The sequence below is a fragment of the Celeribacter persicus genome (assembly GCF_003050785.1).
Lineage (GTDB): Bacteria > Pseudomonadota > Alphaproteobacteria > Rhodobacterales > Rhodobacteraceae > Celeribacter > Celeribacter persicus.
This window is the reverse complement of record NZ_QAOH01000011.1, coordinates 71,126-86,685: the sequence shown is the minus strand read 5'-3', so window position 1 is coordinate 86,685 and position 15,560 is coordinate 71,126. Positions and strand designations below refer to the sequence as shown.

Sequence of the window (15,560 nt, the reverse complement as noted above, 5' to 3'; positions counted from 1 at the left end):
CCGTTGCCTCACAACCCATAGAAACAGGCGCAAAGGCTCCTCTTCAGTGACCTATCGCGATGTAAGGGGCCATATCATGAGTGTCAACGTCGCGCCCCGGAATGGCGCCGACAGGAAGGATTTTCTCGATGAAATACCGCATTTCCGCTACCGCAGCCCTGTTTTCGCTGGCAATGGCCGCAACAGCCCCTACATTTGCCGAAGATATGACCGCAAACACCGTGGTTGCGCGTGTCAACGGGGTGGAGATCACCCTCGGCAACCTGATCGCCGCCCGCCAATCCCTGCCGGAACAGTACCAAAGCCTGCCCGACGCACAGCTTTTTGATGGCATCGTGAACCAGATCGTGCAGCAGGAGCTGCTGAAACAATCCGCAGGCGACATTACCGACGCGCTGAAATATCAACTCGCCAATGAAGAACGCGTTTTGATCGCCGGTCATGCGCTTGAGACCATCGCCAATGCGGCGGTGACGGACGAAGCGCTCAAGGAAGCCTATGACGCCAAGTTCGCGGATTTCGAACCGGGCCGTGAATATCACGCCGCGCATATTCTCGTCGAAACCGAGGACGAGGCGAAAGAGATCATCGCCGCTCTGGAAGACGGCGCAGATTTCGGCGATCTCGCGCGTGAGAAATCCACCGGCCCGTCGGGTCCCAACGGTGGCGATCTCGGTTGGTTCGGCAAGGGTATGATGGTCGCTCCCTTCGAGGAAGCCGTGGTGGACATGGAAGAGGGCGCGATTTCCGAACCGGTTCAGACCCAGTTCGGCTGGCACGTCATCAAACTGATGGAAACCCGTCTGGCCGAAGTGCCGCCGCTCGAAGACGTGCAGGACGAATTGACCGCCGATATTCAGGAACAAGCCATCCGCGCAAAACTCGACTCGCTCGAATCCGAGGGCAATGTGGAGATGGTCGAAGGCATCGAGCCCTCCGCCCTGCGGATGGACGATCTGATCGCGAACTGACATCACGCCAAAGGACGCCAAGCATGGCCAAGATTGATCACGTTTCCCCCCTCGCCCCGAAAGAGGGATTTCCCGAACTGCCTGTGATCGAAGGGGTGCGCTTTGCCGCCCTTGAGGCCGGGGTGCGTTACGCGGGTCGTACCGACGTCATGCTGGCCGAGCTTTGCGAAGGCAGCGCCATCGCCGGTGTCTTTACCCGTTCGACCACCCGCTCCGCCGCAGTGATCGACTGTCAGGACAAGATCGGGCTCGATCTTCCCGGCAAGGCGGCGATCCTCGTGAATTCCGGCAACTCCAATGCCTTCACCGGCAAAAGCGGTTTTGATTCGGTGGCGAAAATCACCGCCGCCGTGGCCAAGGAAATGGGGATCGAGCAAAACCGCGTCTTCACCTCCTCGACCGGCGTGATTGGCGAACCGATCAAATGGGAACGGATCACCGCCAAGATCGGTGAACTGAACGCAGCTCTCGATGTGAACGCGATGGAAATGGCCGCCCGCGCGATCATGACCACCGACACCTTTCCGAAAGGCGCGACGCAGGCCCTCACGCTCGACGGTGTCGAAGTCAAGATCGCCGGGTTTGCCAAAGGTTCCGGTATGATCGCTCCCGATATGGCGACCATGCTCTGCTACATCTTCACCGATGCGGCGATCACACGTGATGTGCTTCAGCAATGTCTCTGGCTTGAAAACGCCAAAACGTTCAACTGCGTCACCGTCGATGGCGACACCTCGACCTCCGACACGGTTCTGGTCGCCGCAACGGGCAAATCGGGGATGGAGACGATCACCGACTTCGCCGATCCGCGCGTTCGTCCCTTCCGCGAAGCATTGCATGCGGTGATGAAGGATCTCGCGATCCAGATCGCCCGCGATGGCGAAGGCGCGACCAAACTGATCGAGGTGCAGGTCACCGGCGCCAATGCCAGCGGCCCCGCGCATCGCGTCGCCATGGCCATTGCCAATTCGCCGCTGGTGAAAACCGCCGTCGCAGGCGAAGATCCGAACTGGGGCCGTATCGTCATGGCCGTCGGAAAATCCGGCGAACGTGCCGAACGGGATCGTCTGACCATTTGGTTCGGCGATATTCTTGTGGCGGAAAACGGCTGGGTTGCTCCCTCTTATTCAGAAGAGGCCGGTGCCGCCTATATGAAAAACGACGAGATTGTCATTCGTGTCGATCTTGGCCTCGACAACGGCAGCGCCACTGTCTGGACCTGCGATCTGACCCATGGCTACATCACGATCAATGCGGATTATCGCTCGTGAAACTGGTTCTTGTTTCTGCCGTGGCCCTCATCGACATTGAGGGCCGCGTACTTCTCGCGCAGCGCCCCGAGGGTAAATCCATGGCTGGTCTGTGGGAATTCCCGGGCGGCAAGGTCGAACCGGAAGAAACGCCGGAAGCGGCATTGGTTCGGGAATTGCACGAGGAACTCGGCATCGAGACCTGGAATTCCTGTCTCTCCCCACTGACCTTTGCCTCGCACAGCTACGACGATTTCCATCTAATGATGCCGCTATTTGCCTGCCGCAAATGGAACGGCATTCCCCAGCCCCGCGAAGGACAGGTTTTGAAATGGGCGAAAGCTTCGGAGTTGCGCGATTATCCCATGCCGCCCGCAGACATCCCCCTGATTCCAATTTTGCGTGATCTTTTGTGAGTTTCAACCAAGATGAAACATTATTTTCTTTCGATAAATCACATAATTGCACAATATTTGTGCTTAAATGCGTAAGTTGTCTTAAATTTGTAAATGATTTTTGACAGTATTTGTGTAAATCTCGGATAACGTCATTCAACCGGGGATAAAGCAATGATGCGTTCAATCATTCTTGGAAAGTACATTTCCGTTCAGGGCCACTATGTTGGCGAGACCGGAAACGGGAAGATTCAGGTGCGTGTTGGCGAAAAGACGTTTGTCGGCAAGCCGGTGTCCTACACGAAAGCCGCCTGAGACCCTTAGCTCTCGTAATCAGTTCAGTTCCACGAAAAAGGCGCGCTCCATGGCGCGCCTTTTGCTTTGGTCTCAAAAGGGTCGCACAGCTCAATCGAGCTGACGTTCCACTTCCTCGCGTTCGAAAATCTCGATGACATCGTTCGGACGGATATCGTCGTAATTCTCGAAGGCCATCCCGCATTCCTGACCGGAAATGACCTCTTTGACTTCGTCCTTGAAGCGCTTCAGCGTTTTGAGCGTGCCTTCGTGGATCACCACATCGTCACGCAGCAGGCGCACACCGGCAGAGCGGCGCGCCACCCCTTCGGTAACGAGACAGCCGGCAACCTTGCCCACACCGGAGACCTTGAAGACCTCTTTGATCTGCGCATAACCGATGAAGTTTTCGCGAATCTCGGCGGACAGAAGACCGGAAGCCGCCGCTTTCACATCATCCACGAGATCGTAGATCACGGAATAATAGCGGATTTCCACGCCCTTCTGGTTTGCGGCGTTGCGTGCGGGCGCATTGGCACGGACGTTGAAGCCGATGACCGGCGCACCGGAAGCTTCGGCCAGACCGATGTCGGTTTCGGTGATCGCACCCACACCATAGTGCAGCACGCGCACACGCACCTCTTCGTTGCCGATTTTCTCCATCGCCTGAACGATGGCTTCGGCAGACCCCTGCACGTCGGCTTTCACCAGGATCGGCAGTTCCTTGACGTTCTCGTCGGCCTTGGCTTTCGCCAAAAGCTGATCGAGGGTCGTCGCGGCACCGGCGGCAGCGCGTTTGTCCTTCGCAGCCTGTTCGCGGTATTCGGCGATCTCACGGGCCTGTGCCTCCGTCTCGACGACGTTGAGCACGTCACCGGCTTCCGGCGTTCCGTTGAGACCAAGCACCTCGACCGGCACGGACGGTCCGGCCTCATCGACGCGGTCACCCTTGTCATTCACGAGCGCACGGACCTTGCCCCATTGCTCACCCACGACGAAAATGTCGCCGCGTTTGAGCGTGCCTTTCTGCACCAAAACGGTCGCAACCGGACCACGGCCCACGTCAAGCTGGGCTTCGATCACCGCACCTTCTGCGGCACGATCCGGATTGGCCTTAAGTTCGAGAATCTCGGCCTGAAGCGCGATGGCTTCGAGCAGATTGTCGAGACCCATGCCAGTTTTGGCAGACACTTCAACGTCCTGCACCTCGCCGGACATTTCCTCCACGATCACCTCGTGCTGGAGAAGTTCGGTGCGCACTTTCATCGGATCGGCGTCCGGTTTGTCGCATTTGTTGATCGCCACGATCATCGGCACACCCGCCGCTTTCGCGTGAGCAATGGCCTCGATGGTTTGCGGCATGACCGAGTCATCGGCGGCCACGACCAGAACCACGATGTCCGTCACCTGCGCCCCACGGGAGCGCATGGAGGTAAAGGCGGCGTGACCAGGCGTATCGAGGAAGGTCAGCACGGAGCCCGATTCCGTTTTCACCTGATAGGCACCGATATGCTGGGTGATGCCGCCAGCCTCACCTGAGGTCACGTTGGCATGACGGATCGCGTCGAGCAGAGAGGTTTTCCCGTGGTCGACGTGGCCCATGATGGTGATCACCGGCGGACGCGGTTTCAGATCTTCGGCTTTGTCCTCAACGGACTGAATCACATCCTCGACGTCGGCATCGGACACACGCTGAATGCGGTGGCCGAATTCTTCGACGATCAGTTCGGCGGTATCGGCGTCGATCGACTGGTTCTGTGTGACCATCATGCCCATTTTCATGAGCGATTTCACGACATCGGCGACGCGCTCTGCCATCCGGTTGGCGAGTTCGGAGACCACGATGGTTTCCGGCACCTGCACGTCCCGCACGATCTTTTCACGCGATTCGCCGCCACCCATCGCCTTTTGGCGCATGCGTTCCTGTTTGCGTTTCATCGCGGCCATCGAGCGTTGACGCCCACCTTCGCCACCGTCGAGCGCTTGCTTGATGGTCAGCTTGCCGGAACGACGGTTGTCATCGCCACCTTTGCCACGGTTGCTGCGGTTGTCTTCTTCGCGAGTGTCGCGCCCGCGCGTCGGCGTGGCCACACGACCGCCGCGTTCCTGTTTCTGCATTGCGGCCTGAGCCGCAGCCGGATCGTCGGTCTTCTCGGCAGGGGCAGCCGCGGCCGGTTTCTTTGCGGCGGATTTCGCCGCAGCTTCGCGTTTCTTGGCTTCTTCCGCCTCACGCGCCGCACGGGCGTCTTCCTCTTCTTTGGCTTTCAGCGCGGCTTCGCGCTCCGCCTCTTCGCGGGCCTTTTCCTCGGCCTCGCGACGGCGGCGCTCGCGCTCTTCCTCACGGGCTTTCTCTTCTTCGACGCGTTTTTTCGCCTCTTCGGCCTCCGCCGCCTTAGCAGCGGCGAGCGCCTTCATCCGGCGCTCCATTTCCGCATCGGAAATGCCAGCCGGACGTTTCGACGGGTCGCCCAGCGCAGGGTTGCCCGAGCCCGACGACTTGGAAGCACCCGGCTTCGGCACCACAACACGTTTGCGTTTGGTTTCCACCACGACATTCTTCGTGCGCCCGTGCGAGAAGCTCTGCTTCACCGAACCGGAACCGCCACGAATGCCGAGGGTTTTCTTGCCGTCTGTATCGCTCATTTCGTCGTCTTACCCTTCCCGGCGGAGCCCTCTCCACCGATTGTCTCGCGCACGCCCATCAGGCGGTTGGCATCCTCTACAACACGTGTTGCGAGTCCGCCACCAGAGAGCGCGCCATGTATCACACTTTCACGGCCAAAAGCCAAACCCAATTCGGCACTGGTCAAATGCCCGAACCAACGCCCGCCTTCGGGCGTCCAAAGCTTGCCCTTGCCGCGTTCCGAGCCGTCGGAGGCCTGAAGCAGCACTTTCGCGTGCCCATCGGCCAGCCAGCCCTTCACCTTTTCAAATCCACACACCGCCTGTCCGGCCTTACGTGCGAGTGAAATCAAATGCACCACCCGATCTGCCAAACCCGCTTCGAGCAGATCGACCAAATCCTCCGGCACCGTCACCGGCTGACGCGCGGCCTTGGCAAAGAGGTTCTTTTTCACCGCTTCTTCCAGAGCGGCGCGGTCCGCGCTCACCCAGATGCCACGGCCCGGCAGTTTTTCGGCCAGATCGGGAACGATGAGCCCGTCGGGCGCCACCACGAACCGGATGAGACCACGCCGCGGCTCCGCCGCACGCGTGACGATGCAGCGCCGCTCCGCCTCATCCCTGACTTTCGTGTGTCCGCCTCTGCTCATCGCTCACCTTCTTACAAACGAGGCCCGATCAGGCCTCGTTCTCCTCTTCGGTTTCTTCAACCTCTTCCTCGGATTCGAGATCGGCCGGGTCCACCCAGCCAAGCTGAATGCGCGCGGTCATCACGAGGTTCTGGGCTTCTTCGAGGGAAACGTCGAACTTTTCGAGGACACCGTCATCCTTCACACGTTCGCCGTTCACGGTGGTCCAGCCACCGGCAAGTTCCCAGTCGGCGCAGGTCGCGAAATCTTCGAGCGACTTCACGCCGTCCTCGGCCAGTGCCTCAATCATCTGGGGTGTCAGGCCCTCGAAATCAACCAAGCTGTCTTCCACACCCAGCTCACGGGCATGTTCCATCGCCTTGCGGTTGGCTTCTTCGAGCACGTCACGGGCGCGGGCCTGAAGCTCGTTTGCCGTATCTTCGTCCACACCGTCGATCACCAGAAGCTCGTCGACGTCGACATAAGCGACTTCTTCGAGGTTGGTGAAGCCTTCAGACACCAGAAGCTGGGCGAAGAATTCGTCGAGATCGAGACTGTCCATGAAGAGCTGCGTGCGGGCCGCGAACTCTTTCTGACGACGCTCGGATTCCTCGGCCTCGGTCAGAATGTCGATGTCCAGCCCGGTGAGCTGGGACGCCAGACGCACGTTCTGACCGCGACGACCGATGGCGAGCGACAGTTGCTCGTCCGGCACCACGACTTCGATCTTGCCAGCGTCCTCATCGAGCACAACTTTCGACACTTCGGCCGGTTGCAGCGCGTTCACGAGGAAAGTCGGCGCATCGTCATTCCACGGAATGATGTCGATTTTCTCGCCCTGAAGCTCGTTCACCACGGCCTGCACACGCGATCCGCGCATACCGACACAGGCACCAACCGGGTCGATGGAATTGTCGTAGGAGATCACGGCAATCTTCGCGCGCGAGCCCGGATCGCGGGCCACAGCCTTGATCTCGATGATCCCGTCGTAAATCTCCGGCACTTCCATCTTGAACAGTTCGGCCATGAATTCCGGTGCGGTGCGGCTCAAAAACACCTGGGGACCGCGCACTTCGCGGCGCACATCCTTGATGTAGCAGCGGATGCGGTCATTCGGACGGTAGGTCTCACGGCCGATCTTCTCATTGCGGCGCAGGATACCTTCGCCACGACCGATGTCGACGATCACGTTGCCGTATTCCTCGCGTTTCACCACACCGTTGATGATGGTGCCCACGCGATCCTTGAATTCGTCATACTGACGATCCCGCTCGGCTTCGCGCACCTTTTGCAGGATGACCTGTTTCGCGGATTGCGCCGCGATCCGGCCAAGCTCCACCGGCGGAACCTCGTCCTTGATCTCATCGCCGATCTGCGGGTCGGCCATGTATTGTTTGGCCTGCTCAACGGTCAACTCGGCCTGGTAGTTCTCAAGCTCTTCATCCTCAACGACCGTGCGCACACGGGTAAAGGTGGCGCGGCCGGTCTTGCGGTCGATGTGGACGCGGATGTCCATCTCCGAGCCGTAGCGCGATTTCGCGGCACGGGCGAGGGACTCTTCCATCGCTTCGACCACGAGGTTCGGGTCGATCATCTTCTCGCGGGCCACGGCCTCGGCGGTTTGCAACAGCTCAAGCTGGTTTGCAGAGGTGATTGCCATATTCAGTCCTCTCTCAATCCTCTGTAGACCCGTCGTCGGTCTCGATATCGTCAAATTGGGTTTCGTCGATTGCGCCGGACGCTTTGCGTTGACGCAGCATTTCGCGGATCAGTTCATCGGTCAGCACGAGTTTCGCGTCCGACAGCCAGTCGAAATTCAGACCGATGGTGACGTCTTCACCATTCTCGTCGAGCGTGATCAGCACTTCATCGCCTTCGACACCGGCCAACACGCCTTTGAAGCGGCGGCGACCGTCAATCATCTCGGTCGTCTCGATCTTGGCCTCATACCCTTCGAAGGTCGCAAAATCCTTCAAACGGGTCAGCGGGCGGTCGATCCCAGGGCTCGACACTTCGAGCGTATATTCGTCTTCGATCGGATCTTCGACGTCGAGAATAGCAGAAACCGCTGTGGAAATCTCGGCACATTCGTCCACTTCGATGCCACCTTCGGGACGCTCGGCCATGATTTGCAGGGTCTTCGATTTGGTCGAGGACATCAGACGCACACGCACAAGCTCGAACCCCATCCCTTCGATGACGGGGCCGACGATTTCCGCCATCCGGCGGTCGATCGCGGTCTTGGCAATCAGTTCGGACATGTCTTGCCTTTCAGAACTGGCAAAGCCCTCACATGAGGGCACAAAAAAACGGGCGCGCGGCCCGTCGATCTTTCCCGGTGGAGCTTCGGGAACTCCCGACAGCGCCGCTGTTGTGGGGGTCTATACGCGCACCGGGACGAATCTGCAAGCCCTGATCAGCGCCCCAACCGATCCATGGTCATCACCAGCGCCTCCGTGATCCCCGGCTCGGACAGAGCATGCCCCGCCTGCCCCACCATGATCAATCGCGATTTCGGCCAGATCTTGTGCAGATCATAAGCCGTCTGAGGTGGACAGATCATATCGAACCGCCCCTGCACGATGGTGCCGGGCACCTCCGCGAGCCGGTTGATGTCGTTCAAAAGCTGTCCATCATGGTCGAGAAACGCACCATTGATGAAGTAATGGTTCTCGATTCGGGCAAAAGTCCGGGCATATTCCGGTCCGGGATCGCCCACGACACCATCCGAGCCCAAGGACGCCAGAGCGTTTTCCCAACGCGACCAGATCCGGCCATAGGTCACTTCCTGCCGGTGATCGCCACTGAACAGACGCCGGTGATAGGCCGCGATCAGATCGCCCTGTTCCTCTGCCGGGATGACATCGCGAAACTCCGCCCAGTGATCCGGCCAGAACCGCCCCGCGCCCCCGGCATAGAACCAGTCGAGTTCACTTTTGCGTGCAAGGAACACACCGCGCAGCACCAGATGGATCACGCGCTCCGGATGCGCTTCGGCATAGGCCACACCCAAAGTCGCGCCCCAGCTTCCGCCGAACACCATCCAGCGCTCAATCCCGAGGGCTTCGCGAATTCGCTCGATATCCGCCACGAGATGCCATGTGGTGTTCGCCTCAACCGAGGCAAAAGGCCGGGATTTGCCACAGCCGCGTTGATCGAACAGAATGATACGATAGATCGACGGATCGAAATAGCGCCGCATATAAGGGCTGCACCCGCCACCCGGCCCGCCATGCAGAACAACAACCGGTATCCCCACGGGATTGCCGCTTTGTTCCACATAAAGCTTGTGCCCGTCGCCCACATCCAGCATGCGGTGGTCATACACCGCGATTTGCGGATAAAGATAACTGTATGCGCTCTTTTGGCCTGAGACCTTGTCCATGGGTTTCCTATATAGAACGGGCACAAGCGGATGTCCCGACGGATCGAGTTGAACATGAAGGAGGCGATCATGCAAACCACCATTGACCCCGATGAGGTCGCGAAATTCGAGGCCATGGCCGCCGAATGGTGGGACCCGACCGGCAAGTTCAAGCCTTTGCACATGATGAACCCGGTCCGGCTCGATTACATCACCACGCAAATCGCCGCGGAGTTCGGGCGCGATCTCTCCACCGACAAGCCCTTTGAGGGTCTTCGTCTGCTGGACATCGGCTGCGGTGGCGGGCTTTTGTCCGAACCGATGGCGCGGCTTGGGGCCACTGTGATCGGCGCCGATGCCGCCGAACGCAACCTGCCCGTCGCACGTCTTCATGCCGAACAATCCGGGCTTGAGATCGACTATCGTCACACCACCGCCGAAGCACTGGCCGAAGCCGGTGAGAAATTCGATGTGGTACTGAACATGGAAGTGGTCGAGCACGTCGCCGATCCGCTTGCCTATCTTACTGCCTGTCAGGCGCTTCTGAAACACGGCGGGTTGATGATCTGCTCGACGCTGAACCGTAATCCAAAAAGCTATGCCATGGCGATTTTCGGCGCAGAAGTGGTGATGCGCTGGCTGCCCAAGGGCACGCATGAGTGGAAGAAATTCATCACACCCGATGAGTTGTTCGATCTGATCACAAAGGCGGGTCTCGAACCGGTGGATCGCAAGGGCTTCGTCTTCAACCCGGTGCTCTGGAAATGGTCGATCTCCGCGCGCGATCTTTCAGTCAATTACGTGACAGCCTCGATCAAGAAATAGACCCTATTTCGGCGTTCGTGACGCAGACACCACCCGCTCGACCGGCACGAATCCCGCGCGCTGATACAGCCGCGCTGCGGTGGTGCCGTCTTCCGCCACGATAACCTGTCGCGCGCCGGGGTGACGTTCGGACGCATAAGCACTGACCTCCCCAAGAAGTGCCGCGCACAGACCCCGGCGACGATGGCTTTCGCGGGTTTCAACGGATTGATACCGCACCAGTTCCGGCGACCAAACCAAGCCCATATCAGCCACAAGCAAGTCATCGTCGTACAAACCGAACCAACCGCCTCGCCCGGACTCACTTACGGAACGCCGACGCGCAAAGCTCTTGTGAATATAGCTTTCGGCTGTGTCCGGATCGTACCCATCGCCCAGCATACCCGCGAGTTGCAACTCGATCACAGCCTCCCAGGCTGCATCCGAGGTGATTTCCCGAAACGATATGCCTCCCGGCAAACCCGGTCGCACCGCCAGATCGCCCGCAAGCGTAATCCCGGTCTCGATCTCATAGCCTGCCGCCTCGAACGGCTCTGTAAAGGGCTTTGTATCTACATCCGGCACATCCCAGAAAATGACGGAGAAATCCACGCCGGGATGATCACGAAGCGCGATGGAAATCTGTGCCTCAACCTCCTCCGCATCTTTGGGAAGGGATTTAAAAATCGTGCGATTGCCGAACCAGAAATCCGGTTGCTCAGGCGTCCTCTGCACGAAGCGATCCGGATAGTTCGTCAGTTCGGATTGCTCTCCCATGACGAGAATATCCGTTGCAAGCTCAAGCGTCTTAAGACCCGTCATCTTCCAACCGTATTCGCATTTCGCGTAGCACCGGCAAAGCGGCCTTCACCCGTTCCGTACCGATAGCCTCGACGATATCCGAGAGGATCGGTGCAATCGCCGCCAGAGCCGCATCGCGCGCCGCACGTCCGGCGGGTGAAATCGACACGAATTTGCGCCGCGCATCGTCCCAGTCGGGCCGCACATGAATGTAGCCCGCCCATTCCAGCTTGTTGATCGTGTTGGTCATCGCACCGCGTGTGACATGAAACGCACGAGCAAGCTGGGCCGGGGAACGTTCGTCCCCCAACCGTGCCAGATGGTTGAGAAGCGAGAAATGGCTAATCTCCATGCCTTTCGGCAAGGCTTTGGTCAGCCGGTTTCGCGCCAGCTGATCGGCCATGAAAATCTCGGAAAACAGCGCGACCGAGAGGGCGTCGTTGTTGGAAGACCCGCTCATGTCTCGACCCTGAACTCCCGATCATGCAACAGCGCCGGAATGCGTTTGCGCGCCTTGGTCACCTCCGCCAGATCAATCTCGACAAGACCCCAACCCGGCTCAATACCACCGTCATAAATGACTTCGCCCCAAGGCGAGACCGCCAGGGAATGCCCATAGGTGCGACGGTTCACATCCACCTTTTCGCGGTGATGCCCGGTCTGTGCGGGCGCCAGAATGAAACATCCGGTCTCGATCGCACGGGCGCGCAGCAGGCTATGCCAATGGGCGGCGCCAGTCACAGCGGTAAAAGCCGCAGGTTGGGTGATGATCTCAGCGTCAGCCTTTGCCAGCGTGCGATGCAGATACGGAAACCGCAGATCGTAACAGATGGTCATCCCGATCTTGGCAAATGGCGTGGTCGCAACCACCGCTCTTTCACCGGGACGATAACCATCGGATTCGCGATAGCGCTCGGTTTCGCTCACATCCACGTCGAACATGTGAATCTTGTCGTAGCGCGCGGCGATCTCCCCATCGGGCGAGATCAGAAAAGACCGGTTGGCAAAACGCCCGTCCGGGTCGTCGGTTTTCAACCCCAGAGAGCCGATCAGGACCCAAATCCCGCGCAAACGTGCCGTTTCACGCAGCGCGGCCAGCGTCGGGTCCTCAGCCTCGTGACAGAGCACCTCTTTCTGATGCGCGCGCGAGGAAGACACGCAATTCGTAACCTCCGGCGTCATCACGATCTGCGCCCCCGCATCGGCGGCGGCATTCACATAACCCTGCGTAATCGGCAGGTTCGCGAGCGGATCGTCGCTCGAATTCAGGGTGATCAGACCGACGCGGAGCATGGATCACCCCGCCAAAAGCGGATCGAGCTTGCCCGCGCGCTCAAGGGCATGCAGATCGTCGCAGCCCCCAACATGCGTCTCACCGATGAAAATCTGCGGCACGGTGTAGCTGCCCGGCGCGCGTTGCATCATTTCCTGACGCAGCGCGGGATTAGCCATGACGTCGATGTCGGTGTATTCGACGCCTTTGCTGTCGAGCAAACGCTTGGCGGCGATGCAATAGGGGCAAATGGGCGTTGTATAGAGCGTAACGGGCTGCATGAGAGGAAATCCTTTTGTCTTGCGGTGACTATAAGGATTTAGGCCTCCCTGTCCACGCGCGCCAGTACCGCGACATTGACCGATGTGGCTCCGGCCTTGCGACAGGCCTGTGCACATTCGCCCAAGGTCGCGCCGGTCGTCAGCACATCGTCGATCAGGAGTACAGGTCGGCCTTTGATCCGTCCCTCCCGCGCGCCGTTGACCCGAATGGTCCCCGCCACGGTATCGCGGCGCTGTTCCGCCGTCATTCCGTCGAGCTTGCGCGTGGCGGAGGGGCGTTTCAACAGATCCGGAGTATAGTCTAATCCATGGAGTTTCGCGACACGCTGCGCCAGAAGGGCCGATTGATTGTAACGCCGCCGGAGCAGCCGAAACCAGTGCAGAGGCACCGGAGCGACCACCGTGTCGCGCGTAATCAAAGAGGCTGCGGCGTCCGCGAGCCAGGTCCCCATCGGATGCGCCAGATCGGTGCGATCACCATGTTTGAACCGCAACACCATGGATCGTGCATTGCCGCCGTACAGCATCACCGCCCGGCCGCGATCCCAGGCCTTTGGCCGGCTGCGGCAATCGTCACACAGATCGCCTTCTTCGGCATCGCCCATCAAAGGACGCCCGCAGCAGTCGCAAGGATGATCGACAATGAACGGCGTGTCGGACCAGCATTTCGGGCACAGACCACGCTCCGCCTCGATCATTTCGTCGCAGGTCAGACATTGTGCCGGATAGATCAGTTTGGCCAGTCTTTGCATTTCCCGTCCGACTACCTAAATTGTCGCCCGCAGACCCATCATCAGGACGAAACCCATGTCTCAGCCCCCTCTTCTTGTGGATCGGGATCAACTTTCCCGAAACCGGCAGCGCGCGCTACGCATGGGAGGCGATTTTTTCCTGCACGAAGAGGCCCGCTTCGAGATCGAAGATCGGGTAGATATGGTTAATAAATCGTTTACGTCCCCCGCCGTGATCACGGGTTTTCCAGAACTGTGGTCCGGATACTTTCCCAAAGCCAAGGTGGTTCCCGATGACGATATTCTCGCCTTGGAGGAAGGTGCGCATGATCTCGTGATCCACGCCATGAGCCTGCACTGGGCGAACGATCCGGTCGGACAACTCATCCAGTGCAATCGCGCCCTCAAGCCCGACGGGCTTATGATTGCTGCGTTTTTCGGAGATCAGACCCTCAACGAGTTGCGCGCCTGTCTCGGTCAGGCGGAAACCATGGTCAGTGGCGGGTTGTCTCCGCGCGTGCTTCCCATGGGGGAATTGCGCGATCTCGGTGCCTTGCTGCAACGCGCCTCTTTTGCCCTGCCGGTAGCGGACAAAACCGTGCGCAAAGTGACCTACTCATCTCTGTCGCGCATGGTCGAAGACCTGCGCGCGATGGGCGAGGGCAACGCCCTGACGGCCCGCCTCCGAAGCCCAAGTCCGGCGCGGTTGTTCGAAACCGCGGAACAGCTATACAAGGACCATTTCTCTGAGGACGGGCGGCTGATCGCCACATTCGATATGGTATTTCTCACCGGTTGGGCGCCGGATGAGAGCCAACCCAAACCTCTTATGCCCGGTTCCGCAAAAATGCGGCTGGCCGATGCGCTTCATACCGAAGAATTCAGGCTCCCGGAAGGTTAAGCTTGACCGATCCCCGAAGCGACCTATGCCTAAAACAAACAAAAATCAGGAAGATCACATGGGACTCATGAAGCCTTCGAGGCTCAATACCAATGCGCCGGATGCCACCTGCCCAATGCATGCGCCGAAAGACCATCCGAAAGTACCGAAGGAAAAGATCGGTGTTCTGCTTGCCAATCTCGGCACACCGGACAACACGGATTACTGGTCGATGCGGCGCTATCTGAGCGAGTTCCTGTCGGACAAACGGGTGATCGACTACCCGTGGTGGAAATGGCAACCGATCCTTCAGGGTATTGTTCTGACATTCCGACCGTCAAAATCCGGGGCAGCGTATAAGTCGATCTGGAACAACGAAGCCGATGAAAGTCCACTGATGACGATCACCAAGGAACAGGTGACGGCCATAAAAGCCGCTCTGGAGCCGGAATATGGAGATCGCATCATGGTCGATTTTTGCATGCGTTACGGCAATCCTTCAACCAAATCGAAAGTCGAGAAACTGGTCTCCGAAGGCTGTACAAAAATCCTGTTTTTCCCGCTCTACCCGCAATATGCGGGGGCGACGACGGCAACGGCGAACGATCAGTTTTTCCGCGCCCTGATGGAGGAAAACTGGCAACCCGCGTCACGCACGGTTGCGCCCTATTTTGATGATCCGGCCTATATCGAAGCGCTCGCGACCTCCGTCGAACGCGCTTATGCGGCATCGGAGCGTAAACCCGATATTCTGATCTGTTCCTATCACGGGCTGCCGGAGCGCTATCTGAAAGAGGGCGGCGATCCCTATCATTGCCAATGCCAGAAAACGACTCGGCTCCTGAAAGAGCGTCTCGGATGGGACGACACACAGATCATGACGACGTTTCAGTCGAAATTCGGACCCGAAGAATGGCTTCAGCCCTACACGGTCGAAGAAGTGGCGCGTCAGGCCGAGAAGGGCAACAAAAGCATTGCCGTCTGTGCCCCGGCCTTTTCCGCCGATTGCATCGAGACGCTTGAAGAGATCAACGAAGAGATCAAGGAAAGCTTCGAGCACGCAGGCGGAGAGGCATTTCACTATATTCCATGCCTCAACGCGGACTCGTTGCACATCGAAGCTTTGGTTGGTCAGATTCGCAAAAACCTTGCCGGATGGGTGTAACCCTTCCGGCGGATCATTAAAGCGTTCCGCCTTTATCTGATAGCTCAGGTTAAATGCGTGACACTTTAAACGATACAAATAAAAAGGGCGGCTCAAACGA

17 protein-coding genes are annotated in these 15,560 nt (G+C 58.8%); 7 read left to right on the top strand and 10 right to left on the bottom strand.

The features are described 5' to 3' along the window. The first annotated feature begins 128 nt into the window (after nt 1-128). From C8N42_RS14205 to C8N42_RS21640, 4 genes are all read left to right on the top strand, one after another. Nucleotides 129-971, top strand: coding sequence for a peptidylprolyl isomerase (locus C8N42_RS14205; RefSeq protein WP_107817233.1), 843 nt, complete (start codon nt 129-131; stop codon nt 969-971). A 23-nt stretch (nt 972-994) separates the two neighbouring features. Beyond that, a complete protein-coding gene (argJ, locus tag C8N42_RS14200; protein WP_107817232.1) occupies nt 995-2,242 on the top strand; it encodes a bifunctional glutamate N-acetyltransferase/amino-acid acetyltransferase ArgJ in 1,248 nt (415 codons plus the stop codon). Next, nucleotides 2,239-2,637 carry an 8-oxo-dGTP diphosphatase MutT gene (gene mutT, locus C8N42_RS14195; protein ID WP_107817231.1) on the top strand — a complete coding sequence of 133 codons (399 nt, stop codon included), beginning with the start codon at nt 2,239-2,241 and terminating at the stop codon, nt 2,635-2,637. The genes argJ and mutT overlap by 4 nt, the downstream gene beginning before the upstream one ends. A 153-nt stretch (nt 2,638-2,790) precedes the next feature. Beyond that, nucleotides 2,791-2,931, top strand: a complete 141-nt coding sequence (locus tag C8N42_RS21640; RefSeq protein ID WP_170109308.1) for a hypothetical protein — start codon at nt 2,791-2,793, stop codon at nt 2,929-2,931. 90 nt (nt 2,932-3,021) lie between these two features. Here C8N42_RS21640 and infB read toward each other — a convergent pair whose 3' ends face one another. The 5 genes from infB to pip all read right to left on the bottom strand — a co-directional run bounded on the left by infB (nt 3,022) and on the right by pip (nt 9,546). Continuing rightward, nucleotides 3,022-5,553 carry a translation initiation factor IF-2 gene (gene infB, locus C8N42_RS14190; protein ID WP_107817230.1) on the bottom strand — a complete coding sequence of 844 codons (2,532 nt, stop codon included), beginning with the start codon at nt 5,551-5,553 and terminating at the stop codon, nt 3,022-3,024. Then, a complete protein-coding gene (locus C8N42_RS14185; RefSeq protein ID WP_107817229.1) occupies nt 5,550-6,182 on the bottom strand; it encodes an RNA-binding protein in 633 nt (210 codons plus the stop codon). Before C8N42_RS14185 ends, infB begins: the two co-directional genes overlap by 4 nt. Nucleotides 6,183-6,210: 28 nt before the next feature. After that, the gene (nusA, locus tag C8N42_RS14180; RefSeq protein ID WP_107817228.1) at nt 6,211-7,821 is read right to left on the bottom strand and encodes a transcription termination factor NusA; all 1,611 of its coding nucleotides are present in this window, start codon (nt 7,819-7,821) and stop codon (nt 6,211-6,213) included. Nucleotides 7,822-7,834: 13 nt separating this feature from the next. Further along, nucleotides 7,835-8,422, bottom strand: a complete 588-nt coding sequence (gene rimP, locus C8N42_RS14175) for a ribosome maturation factor RimP (RefSeq protein ID WP_107817227.1) — start codon at nt 8,420-8,422, stop codon at nt 7,835-7,837. Nucleotides 8,423-8,577: 155 nt separating this feature from the next. Beyond that, nucleotides 8,578-9,546, bottom strand: a complete 969-nt coding sequence (gene pip / locus C8N42_RS14170) for a prolyl aminopeptidase (protein ID WP_107817226.1) — start codon at nt 9,544-9,546, stop codon at nt 8,578-8,580. Nucleotides 9,547-9,615: 69 nt separating this feature from the next. Here pip and ubiG point away from each other — a divergent pair, with 69 nt between their 5' ends. After that, a complete protein-coding gene (gene ubiG, locus C8N42_RS14165) occupies nt 9,616-10,350 on the top strand; it encodes a bifunctional 2-polyprenyl-6-hydroxyphenol methylase/3-demethylubiquinol 3-O-methyltransferase UbiG (protein WP_107817270.1) in 735 nt (244 codons plus the stop codon). Between the two features lie 3 nt (nt 10,351-10,353). Here ubiG and C8N42_RS14160 read toward each other — a convergent pair whose 3' ends face one another. Genes C8N42_RS14160 through C8N42_RS14140 form a run of 5 tightly spaced genes read right to left on the bottom strand, consistent with a single transcriptional unit; the run spans nt 10,354 to nt 13,436 of the window. Next, the gene (locus tag C8N42_RS14160) at nt 10,354-11,151 is read right to left on the bottom strand and encodes a GNAT family N-acetyltransferase (protein ID WP_107817225.1); all 798 of its coding nucleotides are present in this window, start codon (nt 11,149-11,151) and stop codon (nt 10,354-10,356) included. Next, complete coding sequence (locus C8N42_RS14155; RefSeq protein ID WP_066703388.1) at nt 11,138-11,590, bottom strand: MarR family winged helix-turn-helix transcriptional regulator; 453 nt, start codon at nt 11,588-11,590, stop codon at nt 11,138-11,140. Before C8N42_RS14155 ends, C8N42_RS14160 begins: the two co-directional genes overlap by 14 nt. Then, the gene (locus tag C8N42_RS14150) at nt 11,587-12,423 is read right to left on the bottom strand and encodes a carbon-nitrogen hydrolase family protein (RefSeq protein ID WP_107817224.1); all 837 of its coding nucleotides are present in this window, start codon (nt 12,421-12,423) and stop codon (nt 11,587-11,589) included. Before C8N42_RS14150 ends, C8N42_RS14155 begins: the two co-directional genes overlap by 4 nt. Nucleotides 12,424-12,426: 3 nt before the next feature. Next, nucleotides 12,427-12,684, bottom strand: coding sequence for a glutaredoxin 3 (grxC, locus tag C8N42_RS14145; protein ID WP_107817223.1), 258 nt, complete (start codon nt 12,682-12,684; stop codon nt 12,427-12,429). Between the two features lie 38 nt (nt 12,685-12,722). Then, complete coding sequence (locus C8N42_RS14140; RefSeq protein ID WP_107817222.1) at nt 12,723-13,436, bottom strand: ComF family protein; 714 nt, start codon at nt 13,434-13,436, stop codon at nt 12,723-12,725. A gap of 55 nt (nt 13,437-13,491) precedes the next feature. Between C8N42_RS14140 and C8N42_RS14135 the strand changes: the two genes are divergently transcribed. Next, nucleotides 13,492-14,316 (top strand): methyltransferase domain-containing protein, encoded by an 825-nt coding sequence (locus C8N42_RS14135; RefSeq protein WP_107817221.1) that lies wholly within the window; start codon nt 13,492-13,494, stop codon nt 14,314-14,316. A gap of 58 nt (nt 14,317-14,374) precedes the next feature. After that, nucleotides 14,375-15,460, top strand: coding sequence for a ferrochelatase (gene hemH / locus C8N42_RS14130; RefSeq protein ID WP_245890149.1), 1,086 nt, complete (start codon nt 14,375-14,377; stop codon nt 15,458-15,460). Nucleotides 15,461-15,560 lie beyond the last annotated feature (100 nt).